Genomic DNA, 15,325 nt, shown 5'->3' on the forward strand with positions numbered 1-15,325 from the left:
GTTCGTTGGGCGGTGCTCGAAAAGAGATCAGGGACTTCAAGGACTTCAGGGACTTCAAGGACTTCAGGGACGTCAAGGACGAAGAGAACTTTTGGGTTGGTTTTCCTGGGCACAATTTCGTGTAATTTCGTCTGTTTCGTGGTTCGGAAATCTTCAAACCGCTCACGACAATTTATAGAGCAACGCCCAACGGCATCGCTATAAATTTGTTGCGCGGTTCGATCAGTTCGTTGGGCGGTGCTCGAAATTCTCTTTCCGACTCGCGTCGGTCTACCGATATGTCGCTCCTCCGGAGCTTAATTGTAGAGTCTGAATTCCTTCACCTTACCATGAGATGATGATGGAGAAGCCGAAAACAGTTATTGGTGTTGATCTGGACGGGGTTTGTGCTGATTTTTATGACCGGATGCGCGAAATTGCTTCCGAGTGGTTCGAGTGTCCGCTTGAGGGGTTGCCGAGGGAGGTATCCTACGGTCTTTCAGAGTGGGGTGTGACCGGTAAAAGCCAGTATGAGAGCCTCCACCGGTTTGCCGTCACCCAGCGGGAGCTCTTTAAAACCATGCCGATGATTCCCGGAGCCCGCAAGTATCTGCGCCTGCTCTCCGACGACGGCTACCGTATCCGCATCATCACGCACCGCCTCTTTATCCACTATTTCCATGCTTCCGCCGTCCAGCAGACCGTCGAGTGGCTCGACAGCCACGGCATTCCCTACTGGGATCTCTGTTTCATGAAGGAGAAGGAGCAGGTCGGAGCGGATATCTATGTCGAGGATACGGCGGATAACATCCTGCAGCTCCGGGAGAAGGGACTCTACACTATCTGCTTTGCCAACAGCACCAACCGCCATGTTGCGGGCCCGAGGGCTGAAACATGGCAGGAGGTCTATGAGCTGGTAAAGGCTTTCCGGTAGGGGAGTTTATCAGCGCGTCAGGTAGAAGCAGGCAAACTTGAGGTAGCTGGTTTCCGGCATCGAGAGCAGCACCGGATGATCGAAGGGCTGTGAATTTTTGTAGATCAGCCGGAGCTGGCACCCTGCTGCCAGAGCAGCCTGATGGACGGTCTGCAGGAAATCCTCTTCGGAGACATGGTGGCTGCATGAGGCGGTTGCAAGAAATCCTCCGTTTTTGACGAGCTGCATGCCGAGCTTGTTGAGCCTCTTGTATCCTTTCAGTGCCCCGGGCAGGTTTTTGCGGCTCTTGGTGAAGCTCGGAGGGTCGAGAATAACAAGGTCAAACGACTCTTTTGCCTCACCCATCTGTTCCAGCATATCAAAGGCATCGGCGGCAACAAGGCTGTACTCACTGAAATTGTTCAGTTTTGCGTTATGCTCGGCACGCTGCAGCGCCTCCTGGGAGGCATCAACGAGAATGGCCGATTTTGCACCGCCGTAGAGTGCGTTGAGGGCAAATCCTCCGTCATTGGTGAAGACATCAAGCACTTCGGCATCTTTGGCAAACTTCCGGATAACTCTGCGGTTTTCGCGCTGGTCAAGGAAGAACCCGGTTTTCTGTCCTTCGAACACATCAACATCGTAGGAGATACCGGCGTCGTAAATGGTCTGTTTTGTTGCCTTGCGATCACCCATGACAACATCCTTGTAGAGAGGAATGCCTTCGAGCTCCCTGAGGATGGATTCGTTGCGGACAACGATAACTTCAGGTTTAAAAAGCTCCTGCAGTACCCCGGTAATAAGCGGCAGATGCACATCCATGCCGGCGGAAAATGCCTGAAGGACGATTGCCTGGTTGAAGCGGTCTACAATCAGACCCGGAAGACCGTCCGACTCTCCATGTACAAGCCTGTAGGCGTTGGTCTCTTCCGGTGAGTAGGTTTTTTCGCGAAGCTTGAGCGCTTCAAGGAATCGTTTAAGGAAAAAATCCTTGTCGGGCTGTTCATCCTTGCGGGTGAGGAGCCTGAAAGCGATCAGGGAGTGCGGGTTATAAAAACCGGTGCCCATGAATTTCTTGTCGTGGGTAAAGAGTTGTACGGTTTCACCGGCGGCTATATCACGGGGAACATTGGCAAGTTCATTGCTGAACACCCAGAGATGGCCTTTCTGGATGCGGTGATGTTCTTTCGGTTTCAGGTATAGTGCGTGCATGGGATGGAAAATGGGTAGTGGTTTTGATAGTGCGGCATTGTACATTACTATGAAAATTCAATATCAATGCAACGGTATCGGTTGCCCGATACATGAAATATTGATTCGGGCGCGTTTAATGCGGTGCTCTTTGCGCCTGAATGCAATGTGCTGTAAAAGAGATCAATCTCAAAGGAAATAAATCGGCTCAGGATAAAAGTGATGATGAGAGAGATCGGTGAAATGTGGATAACTAAATAAAAGCGTGTGTTATGAAGAGGACCGGATTGATGGTATGGGTGTTATACCTGCTTGTTTTTGGCGCGGGATGTTCTGAATTCAGGAGTGTGGGACGCCAGGAGCTGCCTGCAGAACAGATTGCAATGATTGCCGAGTACAGTGATCTCTATCGCGAAGTGGCTTCAGCCTCACCGGCGGTTGTTTCTCTTGACGGTTATGCCGATGTCTGGATAAAAACACCGACACGGCAGAAGCGGGTTTTCTGCAATATCCGGCTCAATCGTGGAGCCGAGGCTCGTATGATCGTCAGTGCGGGTCTGCTCGGGTGGCCGGTCGCCGACATGTTTTTCAGCCGTGATTCACTCTACGTCCATGATTTGATCAACAACCTGCTTTTTGTCGGCAGCAACAACGATGAGAATCTTGAGAAAATGCTCGGCGTGAATTCCGGCTACCGGTTGCTCTCGGAGTCTCTGCTCGGGCTTGTGAAGATTTCAGAGCCGGTCAGTGCCATCAGATCGGTTAAAAAAGGGGCGGGAAATCTGATGTTTACGGTAGAGAGTCAGACGGGGAGCAAGGAGATTGTTATTGATCCGGTTACCAGAACCCTCAGCGCCCTCCTGCTGAAAAACAGGGAGGGAGTGACGACTACCGAACTGCATTTCAGAAATTACGAAACCCTCACTATTGCCGCGCAGCGTACGCTTGTGCCAAAAGAGATTGATATGCTCCTCTACAACAGCGGTTCCGGCATTAAAGGAGAGCATCAGCTGGTGATCTCCTACGATGAGCGCTCATTCAACAAGGGGACTCTTTCTGCCACGTTTTCGATGCCGAAGAGGGCACGGGTGATCAATCTGGATGAGGCCAAGGCGTTGCCGTGGATGTAATGGTGTACGATTTTGAACGGTGCTTCTGATCATTGCATCCGTTAAAAACAGAAAAGGGCACCCTTGGAGGCGCCCTTTTCAACGTATAAAAAACCGGATGTTATAGATTGATTTTATCTAACAATTTATAACAAACCCACTCGCTGACCTTACTTTGCGGCCTTGTAGTTGGCGGCGGCAAACTCCCAGTTGAGGAGGTTGTCGATGACGGAGGCTACATAATCCGGCCGGCGGTTCTGGAAATCAAGATAGTAGGCATGCTCCCAGACATCAATCGTCAGAATCGGCTTCTGACCGCTGGTCAGCGGGGTTTGAGCATTACCGGTCTTGACCACTTTCAGGGTGCTGCCATCAAGTACAAGCCAGGCCCAACCGCTGCCGAACTGGGTTGCTGCAGCATTTTTCAGCTCATCCTTGAACTTGTCGAAACTGCCGAAATCCTCTGTGATTTTAGCGGCAAGTTCTCCTGTTGGCAGGCCGCCGCCGTTTGGTGTGAGGCTGTTCCAGTAGAAGGTGTGGTTCCAGGCCTGGGCGCCATTATTGAAAATGCCGATTTTCTGCGGGTCTGCTGCTGCAATGGCGATTGCCTCTTCAAGACTCAGTGCGTCAAGGTTCGAGTTGGCAACGAGATTGTTGTAGTTCGTGATATATGCGGCATGATGTTTCCCGTAGTGAAAACCGAGAGTTTTGGCGGAAATATAAGGCTCAAGTGCGTTTTCTGCGAACGGAAGGGGTGGTTGCTGATATGCCATAATTGGTTGTTATTTTGATATTAAAAGAAGGCGAGGTATGATTAAAAATGTTTAAACTTACTATTTAGGGATTTAGTTTCTTGAAAACGAAAAATTCCTGATTCTTCTCATTTATCCTAAGAAAATATCAATAAAGGAGTTGCAGGCAAATGAAGTTGCGACAGGGATTTTCAGTATTTACTCTTTGCCTGATTTTCACTTCAGCCCTTTTTGGGTGCAGTGAAAAAAAACTTTCAAAGCTTGATATGGATGATATTCGTTTTGCCGGATTCTACAGCGACTATCTTCTTCAGTCAGGCATACCGGCAGGCGATGATGTGATTGTTTCAGCCCTTCTTGATGCTGCTCAGCTTGACACGCTGCTCGTGCGCCATACACTCAGTCGTGAACGCTTTACCTTCAAGACTCAAACCTACAGCCGCAATCCCGATCTCTGGCGGCTGGTACTTCTTCAGGTAAGGGAGAATATCCGTAAAAAAACAGTTTCCGCACAATGAGCAGCCATAAACCCCTGGTTGTCGGAGTAACCGGCGGACTCGGCTGCGGGAAGTCAACAGTCTGCACCTATCTGTCGGAATTGGGCTGTGCTCTTTTCGAGTCTGACCGCGTGGCAAAGGAGCTGCAGCTCTCCGATACCGCGGTCATCGAGGGAATGCGGGAGCTGTTCGGGGATGCAGTCTATCGGCATGATGCCGGGGGAGCGCTTGCTCTTGACCGGAAAGCAGTTGCTTCGGTTGTGTTCTCCTCTCCCGAAAAACTTGAAGCGCTTAACCGCATTATACACCCGAGGGTCTACCGGGAGTTCAGAAAAGCTCTGTTTGAAGCGGAAGAGCAGGGTGCGAGGATTATGGTCAAGGAGGCCGCAATTCTTTTTGAATCGGGCGGCAACCGGGATGTTCAGGTTGTAGTGGTTGTTGCATCCGATATGGATCGCCGTATTCTGCGCGCCGTTGAGAAAGGGATGGGAACACGTGAGGAGATCATGCAGCGTATTGCCATGCAGTGGCCGCAGGAGAAGCTGACCGAGAAGGCTGATTATGTGCTCTGGAACAACGGCTCCAGGGAGGAGCTGAAAAAAGAGACGGAGCAACTTTTCCGGAAACTGCTCACTCTTGCAGCTTCAGTCGGCAATCGACGCTGAGAGTAGCGGAAGCGATACGGCGTAGCGGTACGAGGTGTTGCTGTGTGAATCCATAAACTCCTCATAGTGATGGTTTATGGCGTATGTAGTTGCTTTGGCGGAGAAGATTCTGTGCCCAAACTGAAGATTGTACTCGTCAAGCGTGCCGCAATCAAGGTAGAGCGTGTTGAGTGATCGCAGTGCTTCACGATACTCCTCACGCTCGATCATCTCTACAGGATCAAAAGCAAGCCACTCCTGCCACACATTCTCAATTGGCTCACAGGTATGGGGGTTGAAGGGAAGCCGGATGTTTCCCGGAGCTTCTTTGGAAGCATCGGGAGAGTAGGCGGCCGCCATGCCGATGATATCAAGCAGGGTGAACTCCCGCTGCGGTTTTTTCAGGGCGCTTTCATAGGAGAGCAGAAAGTCCGCTATACTGCCCCGGTATTGTTCCAGCACTCTTGCTGCCGCCGGGAAATTCGGTTTATAGCAGAGTTCGAATCCCATGTCACCGCTGTGGCATGCAGCCGCGGCAAACCGCTCCGGATGCCTCATGGCCAGGCGGAGCGCTCCGAACCCTCCGGATGATTTTCCTGCAACGGCACGGTGCTTTCTCTCGGCAAGGGTGCAGAGGGTGCTGTCGATAGTAGAGATAACCTCTTCAACCAGATAGCTTTCATACAGGCCGGTAGCCACTGAATTGACATACTGGGAGCCTCCGTATCGGGTCATGCAGTCCGGCATGACAATAATGCACTCCGCCATGTTTCCGCCGGTTATAAGTGCATTTGCCATTTCCGGCACGGTTTGACGGCCGAAACTGTAGTTCATGAAACTTTGACCGGTAGAGGCAAATCCCGCAAGGAGGTAGATGACGGGAAACCGTTTATTGTCGCCGTATGAAGGCGGCAGATAGACCGGAATCCTGCGCGAGCAGGGATCCCCCAGAGGGTTTCCTCTGAGCGTAGTGCCCGGCACCGTTACTTCGATCATGCGGGGGTATGGGTCTCTATGGCCTGTCATAGCAGCAGTTCGTTTCTCTTGCGGTTGACCTGTGCGGAAATAAGGATACTCACCTCATAGAGCAAAATCATCGGCAGTCCGATGACAAGCTGGGTGACAACGTCGGTTGAGGGCGTTACCACGGCGGCCACAACCAGCAGGACCACAATGGCATGCTTGCGGTAAAAACGCATGAAGGCCGGGGTGAGGAGTCCGATTTTTGAGAGGACATAGGAGATGAAGGGGAGTTCAAAAACCAGTCCGGCGGTCAGGAGTGCGCCAATCACAAAACTGACATAGTCCTGAACGGAGATATTGTTTTTAATCAGGGGTGTTCCGAATCCGGCAAAGAACTGCAGGGTAACAGGGAGAAAGACAAAATAGCCGAAGGCGATCCCGGTAAAAAAGGAGAGGGAGATAAAGAGTATGGAGAATCTGCCGGCCTTGCGTTCGTTTTCGTGCAGGCCGGGGGCAACAAACTGCCAGAGCTGCCAGGCAATAAAGGGGAATGTGATGATGAATCCCGAAAAAAAGACGACCTGCAGATAGAGCGATATCTGACCGTAGGGTATCAGGTTTTGAAGCACAAGGGTTTTGCTGCTTCTTGTCAATGGCCCGATCAGCACATCATTAACCAGAAAATCGGCCTTGATGCTGCAGAGTGCGGTAATGATGAGCAGGGCAAGCCCGGACTTGATCAGCCGGGCCCGGATCTCCTCAAGATGGCCGATTACATTGAGTTCGCCTTCCGCGCCCGAATCATGCTGCACAGCGTCTTCCGCACGCTCCGGAGCCTCTTCGTTTTCCGGTTCACCTTTATCGGTAGCACCGGACTCTTCTACTGCATGGGGATAGGGATTCATGAACCCGGAATTTTCATCGGTTCTCTTCTCTTCTCCTTTTTCCTGCGCTGCCGGTGATTGTGTGGTATCTTTTTCCTCGCTCATAATTTTATTTATGCGTGAACATGTAGAGATGTTTCGTGCGGATGCATCAAAACATAGCAACAAAGATGCTTGCAGCCAAGAAAATGTTTATTGCTGTTGCCATGACGCTTTTTTTACTCAACAGGTGCTGTTATTGATGCACGGTCAGCCAGATAGAATTTCAGGGTTACCCCATCGTTACGTATCTTCCCTTCATAACAGTGATGCAGCGGTTACAGCCTCTCTTTTTTTTGACAGGAATCATTTTTTTGTGGTGGAAGATTCTTTTAATTTCACGAAAGAAAAGTGTTTACGGCTTTTTATGTAACACAGCAAGCCTGTTCAATGTTTTCAGGAGCTTCCAATCGGGGGAGCTTGTCACGATAAATTTCCGGGGATCTGGTGAATATCAAGGATGTCACGGCATCGGTAAACGATGAAATAGAGATTTTTCAGCAGCGTTATAAAACGGTGCTCTATGCCCAGAATACGCTGGTTGACAAGGTAACCCGCTATGTTCTCAAACAGCAGGGGAAGCAGATTCGTCCGGCACTCGTTCTTCTTTCGGCACAGCTGTGCGGCGGGGTAAATGAGTCAAGCTATCGGGCGGCAATTATGGTCGAACTGCTTCATTCGGCCACCCTTATTCATGATGATGTGGTTGATGGTGCCGAGATGCGGCGAGGTCTGGCTTCAATCAATGCCCTGTGGAAAAACAAGATATCCGTACTTATCGGTGATTATCTTCTCTCCCGTGGCCTCCTCTACTCTCTTGAACACAAGGATTATGGTTTTCTGCATATGGTTTCGGAAGCTGTCCGCCGTATGAGTGAGGGGGAGATTCTTCAGATTCAGAAAACCCGCAGTCTGGATATTTCTGAAGAGGATTATCTGAGTGTGATTTCCGACAAGACGGCCTCTCTCATCTCCTCAGCCTGTGCTATGGGAGCGATGAGTTCGACAACTGATGAGAGCGCTATTGCTTCGCTGAAAAGTTATGGAGAGTATCTCGGGCTTGCCTTTCAGATCCGGGATGATCTGCTCGACTATACGGGGGATTCCAAAAAAACCGGTAAAGAGATGGGTATCGATATCAAAGACAAGAAAATTACCCTTCCGCTTATTTATGCCCTCTCCCACGCTTCCGAATCAGAACAGAAGAGCATCCGCTCCATTCTGAAAAGTGCCGGTAAACGGGCATCAAGAAGCGGTGAAGTTGTGGCATTTGTTAAAAATAAAGGCGGTCTTGTATATTCGGCAGAAGTTGCAGAAGGGTTAGCCGCAAAAGCAGTTTCCTCCATCGCCCATTTTCCTGAAAGTACGGCCAAACGCTCTCTGTTGCAGCTTGTGGATTTTGTTATGAAAAGAGATAATTAGTGCGTCCCCTGTGTCGATGAACAGTGATGATTGAAAATGAAGAGAAATAACCGTTAATAGCGAGATGAAGAAAAAAGTCGGGGTAGTCATTTTACTGGTTTTTGGGGTTATCGGGATATTCGACAAACTGATAATGCCCTTTTATGTTTCACAGGGGAGCGTTCGGGTTGTTCCTGATGTTACGGAAATGCCCTATGAGGATGCCGTGCGAAAACTTCGGCATGCAGGATTTGAGGCAAAGAAAAGCTACTACGTCAAATATCTCAGCGGCATTGATTCCAATGTTGTGATTTCCCAGATGCCGGAAGCCGGCCTTGAAGTAAAGCCGGGACGCAATGTCTATCTGGTACTCAACCGGCGTGACAAGCCTACCTTTCCGATGCCTGATTTTCAGGGGCGTCCTGAATTCGATGCCCGTCAGGCTGCCGCCCGTATGGAGCTGACACTTGAAGGTGTTCAGATGAGTCCCGTAACCAATCCGGAAGATGACGGAAAAGTACTCAGTCAGTCAGTTCCCCCGCAGACGGTGGTGAGTTCCGGCACGGCGCTCTCTCTTATCATCGGCAGATATCAGGAGTCTTCTGAAGGCCTGAGAAAGGTTGTTGTTCCCGATGTGCTTGGAATGTCTCTGTCGCAGGCAAGCCAGGTTATCAGCGAAGCGGGTCTTAATTCGGGAAAGATCATTACCGAATATTCTGCTATTCTGGTACCCAATACCGTCATCAGCCAGAAGCCGGCTGTCGGTTCCTATGTTGCACCAGGTCAGCAGGTTGAGCTGACGGTGGTCACAGCAGAATAGGGGGGCGCTCACGGCAGTGAAGAGCAGTGCCGGCTGTTGATTATTCCCTGTTGGTCTGGATGCCGTTTGTTGCGTACAGCCGGAAGAGGAGTGTTATTTATAGTTGGCTTTTTTATAGTCATCGCGAAGATCCTTGATGCCGGTTGTCCGGTCATTTCCGTCGCTGATGAAGCCGAAGTACTCCAGGATGATGCGGATCACCAGCCAGATACCGGCGAAGAGAAGGGAGAGGGAGTCGAAAATATTTTTTAGCATAGAAGTTATCTGCTCGCCGTATAAAAAAGGCCACTCTTCAGGAATGGCCTTTTTGTTTCAATCATGCAAAAATGGTTGTTCTCAGTCCGTAAGCGAATCTTCAGCTTCGAACCAGTCATCGTTATGGGAACCGTGCTGTTTTCCTTTTTGTTCCCACCGATAGTAAGCCGCAAGTCGTACCTGCTCCTCGCGTTGTTCCTGCGAAAGGCCCGCTGCTGCTTTTCCGGGTTTTTTTGCAGTGGCAGAAGGCGCCTTTTTTGCTCCTGCGGTTTTTTTAGCCGGAGCTTTCTCTGTTCCCTCTTTTTCAACGATTTTTTTTGCCATTGTTTTCGTCTCTTTTATTATATGGTTCACCGTGATCCCATCTTTATTGAATAAAGATAAAAAATATTCCTGTTACCGGGTGGTTTACAAGAAAATTTTTATCTCCCCATCTCTTTTCTGTGCAAAAATCCGGCACGCTCTGCTGTTTATCTGTTCAGGAACTGTTTTTCGAGTGCGCTGAAGGAGATGACAAGCAGAATGGTCATAGCCTCGATGATCATGAAGATATCCTTTGGTACCCAGGCATTGACCGTCAGCCCGCCATATTCAAGAGAGCTGAAAAAGAGTGCTGTGCAGATTATCCATACAGGGTTTGCTCCTGCAAGAAGTGCTACGGCAATGCCGGTAAATCCGATCCCTCCGGTCATTCCGCTTTCATAGTAATGTTTGTAGCCAAGGATGATATTCGCAGCGCCAAGCCCGGCTACAGCGCCTCCTGTGCCCATTGCAATGAGTGTATGCATGCCGGCATTGATTCCTGCATGCCGTGCGGCTTCCGGCTGAAGACCGGCAGCACGCATCTCATAGCCGAACCGTGTTCTGAAAAGGATGATCTGAAAGAGCAGTGCAGCCGCAATGGAGAAGAGCAAAGAGAGGTTTGCCGGTGAGTTGGCAAACCAGCCGGTAAGGCTCTCAATTGATGGAATGCCGGCAGCAGAACGTATCGGTGCAGTATGAACCGTGGAGGGGAGTGCGAAATGCCAGGTCAGCAGGTATCCGGTTATGCCCTGGGCGATAAAATTAAGCATAATGGTTGCGATGACCTCATTGACACCGAACTGCACTTTGAGCACTCCGGCAAGGAGCCCCCAGCAGCCTCCGGCAGCCATTGCTGAAAGGATACAGAGTGCAATGGCAAGAGCGGGAGAGAGTGTTTCCGGAATGAGTGATCCGGTTATAGCCGCAGCAAATGCGCCCATCAGAAGCTGACCTTCAGCACCGATGTTGAACAGGCGCAACTTGTATGGAATCGCGACCGCCAGCCCTGAGAGGATGAGCGTTGTCAATCTGAACACTACCTGCCCGGTGCCGTATGAAGAGCCGATCGTGGAGTGCACCATTTTGCTGAAAATCATGGCAGGATCCTGACCGCTCAACGAAATAAAGAGGGTGCTGATGAGGAGAGCTGAAAGAATGGCGAGAGCGGGAGTGACAAGCTGTCCGGTCTTTTTTGTCATAATCGGAGGTGTATCAGGTGATATGAAGGCCGATCTCTTTGATGAACTCATGCTCATTTGCCCGTTTTAACGCAACTTCATCACGGCTGAATTCGTGGCGGATCGATCCCTTGAAGAGACATCCGACCCTTGTTGCAAGCGCAACGATCTCTTCCAGTTCGGATGAGAGCAGCAGGATTGCCACTCCTTGCAGGCGGGCATCTATTATCTTTTTATGGATCATTTCAATAGCTCCGATATCAACGCCGCGTGTAGGGTGGGCAAGTATCAGGAGCGATATTCCGGGGCGATTGAACTCCCTTGCCACAACGACCTTCTGCTGGTTGCCTCCCGAGAGTGCGCTGATGGGCTGGAGCTCCGGGGAGCTGCACCGGATATCATACTCCTTTATCATCATCCGGTTGTGGCTTTTTATTGCTGCATCATCAAACCCCGCACCTTTGTGAAAGGATCGCTCCTGATGGCGTCCGAAGATCAGGTTGGACGAGACAGGGTAGTCAAGAATGATCCCCTCTCTCAGGCGGTTTTCAGGAATATGGGAAACCCCCATGCGGGTTATTTCCCGAGGGGTTTTTCCAATAAGCGAGCATCCCCCGAGTGTTGCTTCGCCGGATAGTGTGCTGCCTGCCGGAGCAAGACCCCGGATTACCTGCAGCAGTTCACGCTGACCATTGCCTTCTACTCCGGCGATAGCGTAGATTTCACCGGCCGACAGGTCAAGCGAGAGATGATCAAGCATTGTTTCACCTTTCGGGGTGATGAATCCGATATTTCTCAGTGAGAGCAGGGTTTTGCCCGGTTGTGAGGGAGGATTATCGACCTTGAGGAGCACGCTTCGGCCCACCATCATTCTTGCCAGTTCCGGTTTTGTTGCCGAGGCAGCCTTGAGGGTGCCGATGAGCTCTCCTTTTCGCATTACGCTTACGGTGTCGGCGACGGCAAGCACTTCATCGAGCTTATGGGTAATGAGCAGTATGGTTTTTCCCTTGTCGCGCATTGAGCGGAGTGTCGTAAAAAACTGTTCTGTTTCCAATGGAGTGAGCACTGCTGTCGGTTCATCGAAGATCATGATGGAGGCATTGCGGAAGAGCAGTTTGAGGATTTCAACCCGCTGCTGTCGGCCGACACTGAGCTGCGCAACCTTCTCGTCAGGGTTTATGCCAAGCCCGAAAGCTTCAGCATCTTTCTCGATTTGTGCTCTGATCCTCTTCAGAGGAATGCGACTGAAGAGTCGGCACTCTTCATTGCCGAGCATGATGTTTTCTGCTACCGTCAGTTCCGGTATCAGCATAAAGTGCTGGTGAACCATTCCGATGCCGGCATCAATTGCTTCGCGGGGAGAGGAGAATCTGACTGCGTTTCCCTTGATAGCAATCTCGCCCGATGTGGGACGCAGCATGCCGTAGATGATGTTGGTCAGGGTGCTCTTTCCTGCGCCGTTTTCACCGACGAGGGCGTGAATGGTGCCCTCCTCGACAGCAAGAGAGATGTTTATGTTTGCGGCAAAGGTGCCGAACTTTTTTGTTACTCCGTTTAACCGGATTGCCACACCCATAATCTCTGGTGATATTCAGTGGTTATACCCAGCTCAGAACGGTTTTGACGGACTCCTTGCTGTCAAGCGCCCTGCGGTAGGCCAGTTCGAACTGGGAGACCGGAAAAACATCGGTAAAAAACTTTTCGCCATCGATTCTGCCCCCTTCAAGCACTGCGGCAGCTGACGATATCTGGTTGAATGTGGTTATGCCGGAAGAGATGATAACGGGTTCCTTATGAGAGATAAGACGGTAATCGTAGGCCATGACCTCATAATTACCCATCAGGAGTATCTTTCCCTGCTGTTTCAGCAGACGCATCGCTTTTTCAATCAGGAGCACCCTGCCGGTGGTTTCAATAATGAGATCATAGCGGTTGTTGAACTCGGTGGTGAAGTCACTGATATCGAGCGCGATATTTTCGGCATGGGAGAGCTGTCCTCTGATACTGAAGGTTTCAACGGCATCGAAATGGTGAAAACCGAGAAAATTCAGATACTCGGAAACCATAAGCCCTACGGATCCAAGCCCGAGCAGAAGTATTCTCGATGAGTGGGCGAGCTCTACTTTTTCAATGGCACTGATGACATAGCCGAGAACGCCGATGAGCAGATCGCGGTGAATGGGCTGGCGGCCGAGCGCAAAAACATTGCTGCGGGAAGTGGGAATCATTTCCGCATGACAACCGGCGTAGGGCTCAATTCCTCTCCAGCGGTCACCCTTGAAGGCATAGACAAAATCACCGGGTTTAAGATCGCTTACACCGGGTCCGGTATTGATCACCTGACCGATGGACTCGCTGCCGGGCATGATCGGGTAGGTGAAGACTCTGCTTGTAACCGGCTTATTGGTCAAAAGCAGCCGGTCATATCCCGGTGTTATGGTGCTTGCAATGGTTTTTATCAGAACATCACCAGGCTGATCGGCAAGGTACGGGGCGTTCTGGAGTTTCATTTTGTTGGCTTTCTGCAAGACAATGGCCTGAACTTCTCCCTGCATAGGTAATAACTGAAATGTTGTGTGGTAACTATGGTTTTCCGGGGCAGTCACAGATTCAAAAGTGAGCTGAGGATCCAGGAGATCAGGCTGATCACCACCGATCCGCCAATTGCCCACCAGAAGCTGTCAATGGTAAAGCCGCCGACAATTGAGGCGGAGAGCTGGAGCAGCAGGGCGTTGATGACGAGCAGAAAAAGCCCCAGCGAGAGAATGATAAAGGGGATTGAGAAAAAGACCAGCACCGGCCTCAACAGAGCGTTGACAAGGCCGAGAACAAGGGCTACAAGAATCGCAGCCCCGAAGCTTTTGATGTGAATGCCTTCAAGCAGATGCGCGGTAGCGTAGACTGCAAGGGCATTGATCAGCCATTGTAAAAGTATACTCATAACAGCAGGTGTCAAAAGTTATGTTCATCGACCGGTTCAGAGTCAAATGTACGAAACTCCGGACTGTTGGCAATAATACGGCGGCACTTCAGATGTCGAGTTTGTCGAGCGCCTCATGAAGTGTTGTGCATCCCGAAATGGTGATCGGCAGTTTCCGGAGTGAAGGTTTCAGTTCACGGGTGTTTGCTTCAGGCAGCACGATACGTTTGAAGCCGAGGTGAGCGGCCTCCCTGATGCGCCGCTCACTGTCGCTGATAGCACGAAGCTCTCCGGCAAGACCGATCTCGCCACAGCAAACCGTCGCAGGATCGACCGGACGGTTCATGAGCCCGGAGGCAACAGCGGCAGCAATAGCGAGATCTGCCGCCGGTTCAGCGAGCTTGAGACCGCCGGCAATTTTAACAAAGACATCCTGACCCCATGTTTCGATGCTCAATCTTTTTTCAAGCACAGCGAGGATAATCGACATCCGCTTCAAATCAAACCCCGTGCTGATGCGCTGGGGCATGGAGTAGTTGCTTTTGGTCACAAGGGCCTGCACCTCAACAAGAAGGGCCCTTGAGCCTTCAATAGCGGCAAGGACAGCATTTCCGGGCACATCGGCCCGACGGCCGGAAATAAAGAACTCGGAGGGGTTGCTGACCTCCTCAAGCCCGCTCTCATCCATGCGGAAGACGCCGATTTCGTTTGTTGAGCCGAACCGGTTTTTTACCGACCGGACAATCCGGTAACGCTGGTATCCTTCTCCCTCAAACTGAAGAACCGTGTCAACCATATGCTCAAGTGCTTTCGGTCCGGCAAGCGCACCCTCTTTGGTGATATGACCGATAATCATGAGGATGACATTCTGCTGTTTTGCTGCCCGGATCAGCATTGCTGCGCACTCCCTGATCTGGGTTATGGTGCCCGCAGAGCTCTGGTATTCGCCTGAGTATATGGTCTGGATGGAGTCGATAATGACCAGAGCCGGTTTTTCCCGCTCAATGATCTCAAGAATCCGCTCAAGGTTCACTTCCGGGATCAGCCAGAGGTTTTCCGCACGGATAGAGAGCCGTTCAGCTCGTTCGCGAATCTGGTTCGGTGACTCTTCGCCGGAAATATAGAGTACTTTTGCCGGAGCAAGGCGCGGGGCGAGCTGCAGCATGAGGGTTGATTTTCCGATTCCCGGCTCACCCCCGACAAGCACAGCAGAGGCCTGCATGAGTCCTCCTCCGAGCACCCGGTCAAGCTCACCGATACCGGTCAGGGTGCGGCGGAACTCTGAAGCGTTTGCGTCATGGAGATTCTGCAGCGCCGGTAACCCGCCGGAGGAAACCTCCCGACGGGTTTTCTCTGCCGGTTCAAGGCGGGTCTCCTGGAGGGTTCCCCAGCTCTGGCATTCAAAACATTTCCCCTGATATTTCAGCGAAACGGCGCCGCAGTTTGAGCAGACGTATCTGGTTGCTGTTCTGGCCAT

The 15,325-nt window shown here is 51.1% G+C and carries 18 protein-coding genes; 7 read left to right on the forward strand and 11 right to left on the reverse strand.

Annotated elements, in window-relative coordinates; genetic code table 11:
* Window positions 1-337: 337 nt before the first annotated feature.
* On the forward strand, window positions 338-913 hold the full coding sequence (locus tag CFERDRAFT_RS03575) for a 5' nucleotidase, NT5C type (protein ID WP_050770621.1): 576 nt from the start codon (window positions 338-340) through the stop codon (window positions 911-913).
* Between the two features lie 9 nt (window positions 914-922).
* Here the strand turns inward: CFERDRAFT_RS03575 and CFERDRAFT_RS03580 are convergent, their stop codons facing one another.
* Window positions 923-2,104, reverse strand: coding sequence for a class I SAM-dependent rRNA methyltransferase (locus CFERDRAFT_RS03580; protein ID WP_040433055.1), 1,182 nt, complete (start codon window positions 2,102-2,104; stop codon window positions 923-925).
* Window positions 2,105-2,355: 251 nt separating this feature from the next.
* Between CFERDRAFT_RS03580 and CFERDRAFT_RS03585 the strand changes: the two genes are divergently transcribed.
* The gene (locus CFERDRAFT_RS03585; RefSeq protein ID WP_040433057.1) at window positions 2,356-3,213 is read left to right on the forward strand and encodes a DUF4292 domain-containing protein; all 858 of its coding nucleotides are present in this window, start codon (window positions 2,356-2,358) and stop codon (window positions 3,211-3,213) included.
* A gap of 149 nt (window positions 3,214-3,362) precedes the next feature.
* On the opposite strand, the gene CFERDRAFT_RS03590 is transcribed toward CFERDRAFT_RS03585, so the two are convergent.
* Window positions 3,363-3,965 (reverse strand): superoxide dismutase, encoded by a 603-nt coding sequence (locus CFERDRAFT_RS03590; RefSeq protein WP_006365846.1) that lies wholly within the window; start codon window positions 3,963-3,965, stop codon window positions 3,363-3,365.
* 245 nt (window positions 3,966-4,210) lie between these two features.
* On the opposite strand from CFERDRAFT_RS03590, the gene CFERDRAFT_RS03595 reads away from it, so the two are divergent.
* A complete protein-coding gene (locus CFERDRAFT_RS03595; protein ID WP_156777983.1) occupies window positions 4,211-4,462 on the forward strand; it encodes a hypothetical protein in 252 nt (83 codons plus the stop codon).
* Window positions 4,459-5,106, forward strand: a complete 648-nt coding sequence (gene coaE / locus CFERDRAFT_RS03600; RefSeq protein WP_006365849.1) for a dephospho-CoA kinase — start codon at window positions 4,459-4,461, stop codon at window positions 5,104-5,106. Before CFERDRAFT_RS03595 ends, coaE begins: the two co-directional genes overlap by 4 nt.
* On the opposite strand, the gene CFERDRAFT_RS03605 is transcribed toward coaE, so the two are convergent.
* Together CFERDRAFT_RS03605 and tatC are read right to left on the reverse strand one after the other, a co-directional pair.
* Window positions 5,086-6,111: an alpha/beta hydrolase gene (locus CFERDRAFT_RS03605; RefSeq protein ID WP_006365848.1), complete on the reverse strand. Its 1,026-nt coding sequence runs from the start codon at window positions 6,109-6,111 to the stop codon at window positions 5,086-5,088. The two genes, coaE and CFERDRAFT_RS03605, sit on opposite strands and share 21 nt — an antisense overlap.
* The gene (tatC, locus tag CFERDRAFT_RS03610) at window positions 6,108-7,037 is read right to left on the reverse strand and encodes a twin-arginine translocase subunit TatC (protein WP_006365850.1); all 930 of its coding nucleotides are present in this window, start codon (window positions 7,035-7,037) and stop codon (window positions 6,108-6,110) included. The genes CFERDRAFT_RS03605 and tatC overlap by 4 nt, the downstream gene beginning before the upstream one ends.
* Window positions 7,038-7,047: 10 nt before the next feature.
* On the opposite strand from tatC, the gene CFERDRAFT_RS12295 reads away from it, so the two are divergent.
* From CFERDRAFT_RS12295 to CFERDRAFT_RS03620, 3 genes are all read left to right on the forward strand, one after another.
* On the forward strand, window positions 7,048-7,344 hold the full coding sequence (locus CFERDRAFT_RS12295; RefSeq protein WP_156777984.1) for a hypothetical protein: 297 nt from the start codon (window positions 7,048-7,050) through the stop codon (window positions 7,342-7,344).
* Window positions 7,345-7,418: 74 nt separating this feature from the next.
* A complete protein-coding gene (locus CFERDRAFT_RS03615) occupies window positions 7,419-8,393 on the forward strand; it encodes a polyprenyl synthetase family protein (RefSeq protein ID WP_006365851.1) in 975 nt (324 codons plus the stop codon).
* A gap of 64 nt (window positions 8,394-8,457) precedes the next feature.
* Window positions 8,458-9,192: a PASTA domain-containing protein gene (locus tag CFERDRAFT_RS03620; protein ID WP_006365852.1), complete on the forward strand. Its 735-nt coding sequence runs from the start codon at window positions 8,458-8,460 to the stop codon at window positions 9,190-9,192.
* 93 nt (window positions 9,193-9,285) lie between these two features.
* Here CFERDRAFT_RS03620 and CFERDRAFT_RS12300 read toward each other — a convergent pair whose 3' ends face one another.
* From CFERDRAFT_RS12300 to radA, 7 genes are all read right to left on the reverse strand, one after another.
* Entirely contained in the window at window positions 9,286-9,447 is a 162-nt protein-coding gene (locus tag CFERDRAFT_RS12300) for a hypothetical protein (RefSeq protein WP_006365853.1), read from the reverse strand.
* A gap of 81 nt (window positions 9,448-9,528) precedes the next feature.
* Entirely contained in the window at window positions 9,529-9,771 is a 243-nt protein-coding gene (locus CFERDRAFT_RS03625; RefSeq protein ID WP_040433059.1) for a DUF2934 domain-containing protein, read from the reverse strand.
* A 146-nt stretch (window positions 9,772-9,917) separates the two neighbouring features.
* Window positions 9,918-10,949: an ABC transporter permease gene (locus CFERDRAFT_RS03630; RefSeq protein ID WP_040433089.1), complete on the reverse strand. Its 1,032-nt coding sequence runs from the start codon at window positions 10,947-10,949 to the stop codon at window positions 9,918-9,920.
* Between the two features lie 13 nt (window positions 10,950-10,962).
* Window positions 10,963-12,504: an ABC transporter ATP-binding protein gene (locus CFERDRAFT_RS03635; RefSeq protein ID WP_006365855.1), complete on the reverse strand. Its 1,542-nt coding sequence runs from the start codon at window positions 12,502-12,504 to the stop codon at window positions 10,963-10,965.
* A gap of 22 nt (window positions 12,505-12,526) precedes the next feature.
* Entirely contained in the window at window positions 12,527-13,483 is a 957-nt protein-coding gene (locus CFERDRAFT_RS03640) for an alcohol dehydrogenase catalytic domain-containing protein (RefSeq protein WP_006365856.1), read from the reverse strand.
* 47 nt (window positions 13,484-13,530) lie between these two features.
* Window positions 13,531-13,869 (reverse strand): phage holin family protein, encoded by a 339-nt coding sequence (locus CFERDRAFT_RS03645; protein ID WP_006365857.1) that lies wholly within the window; start codon window positions 13,867-13,869, stop codon window positions 13,531-13,533.
* An 88-nt stretch (window positions 13,870-13,957) separates the two neighbouring features.
* Window positions 13,958-15,325 (reverse strand): DNA repair protein RadA, encoded by a 1,368-nt coding sequence (gene radA / locus CFERDRAFT_RS03650; protein WP_006365858.1) that lies wholly within the window; start codon window positions 15,323-15,325, stop codon window positions 13,958-13,960.

This window comes from Chlorobium ferrooxidans DSM 13031 (genome assembly GCF_000168715.1).
GTDB classification, from domain to species: domain Bacteria; phylum Bacteroidota; class Chlorobiia; order Chlorobiales; family Chlorobiaceae; genus Chlorobium; species Chlorobium ferrooxidans.

Excerpts from the sequence above, each read along its gene's own strand:
- CFERDRAFT_RS03580 (WP_040433055.1), bottom strand. The coding sequence starts at position 2,104 with ATGCACGCACTATACCTGAAACCGAAAGAACATCACCGCATCCAGAAA.
- CFERDRAFT_RS03645 (WP_006365857.1), bottom strand. The coding sequence starts at position 13,869 with ATGAGTATACTTTTACAATGGCTGATCAATGCCCTTGCAGTCTACGCT.
- CFERDRAFT_RS03635 (WP_006365855.1), bottom strand. The coding sequence starts at position 12,504 with ATGGGTGTGGCAATCCGGTTAAACGGAGTAACAAAAAAGTTCGGCACC.
- tatC (WP_006365850.1), bottom strand. The coding sequence starts at position 7,037 with ATGAGCGAGGAAAAAGATACCACACAATCACCGGCAGCGCAGGAAAAA.
- CFERDRAFT_RS03595 (WP_156777983.1), top strand. The coding sequence starts at position 4,211 with ATGGATGATATTCGTTTTGCCGGATTCTACAGCGACTATCTTCTTCAG.
- CFERDRAFT_RS03575 (WP_050770621.1), top strand. The coding sequence starts at position 338 with ATGATGGAGAAGCCGAAAACAGTTATTGGTGTTGATCTGGACGGGGTT.
- radA (WP_006365858.1), bottom strand. The coding sequence starts at position 15,325 with ATGGCCAGAACAGCAACCAGATACGTCTGCTCAAACTGCGGCGCCGTT.
- coaE (WP_006365849.1), top strand. The coding sequence starts at position 4,459 with ATGAGCAGCCATAAACCCCTGGTTGTCGGAGTAACCGGCGGACTCGGC.
- CFERDRAFT_RS03585 (WP_040433057.1), top strand. The coding sequence starts at position 2,356 with ATGAAGAGGACCGGATTGATGGTATGGGTGTTATACCTGCTTGTTTTT.
- CFERDRAFT_RS03640 (WP_006365856.1), bottom strand. The coding sequence starts at position 13,483 with ATGCAGGGAGAAGTTCAGGCCATTGTCTTGCAGAAAGCCAACAAAATG.
- CFERDRAFT_RS03620 (WP_006365852.1), top strand. The coding sequence starts at position 8,458 with ATGAAGAAAAAAGTCGGGGTAGTCATTTTACTGGTTTTTGGGGTTATC.
- CFERDRAFT_RS12300 (WP_006365853.1), bottom strand. The coding sequence starts at position 9,447 with ATGCTAAAAAATATTTTCGACTCCCTCTCCCTTCTCTTCGCCGGTATC.
- CFERDRAFT_RS03590 (WP_006365846.1), bottom strand. The coding sequence starts at position 3,965 with ATGGCATATCAGCAACCACCCCTTCCGTTCGCAGAAAACGCACTTGAG.
- CFERDRAFT_RS12295 (WP_156777984.1), top strand. The coding sequence starts at position 7,048 with ATGCGTGAACATGTAGAGATGTTTCGTGCGGATGCATCAAAACATAGC.
- CFERDRAFT_RS03605 (WP_006365848.1), bottom strand. The coding sequence starts at position 6,111 with ATGACAGGCCATAGAGACCCATACCCCCGCATGATCGAAGTAACGGTG.
- CFERDRAFT_RS03625 (WP_040433059.1), bottom strand. The coding sequence starts at position 9,771 with ATGGCAAAAAAAATCGTTGAAAAAGAGGGAACAGAGAAAGCTCCGGCT.
- CFERDRAFT_RS03630 (WP_040433089.1), bottom strand. The coding sequence starts at position 10,949 with ATGACAAAAAAGACCGGACAGCTTGTCACTCCCGCTCTCGCCATTCTT.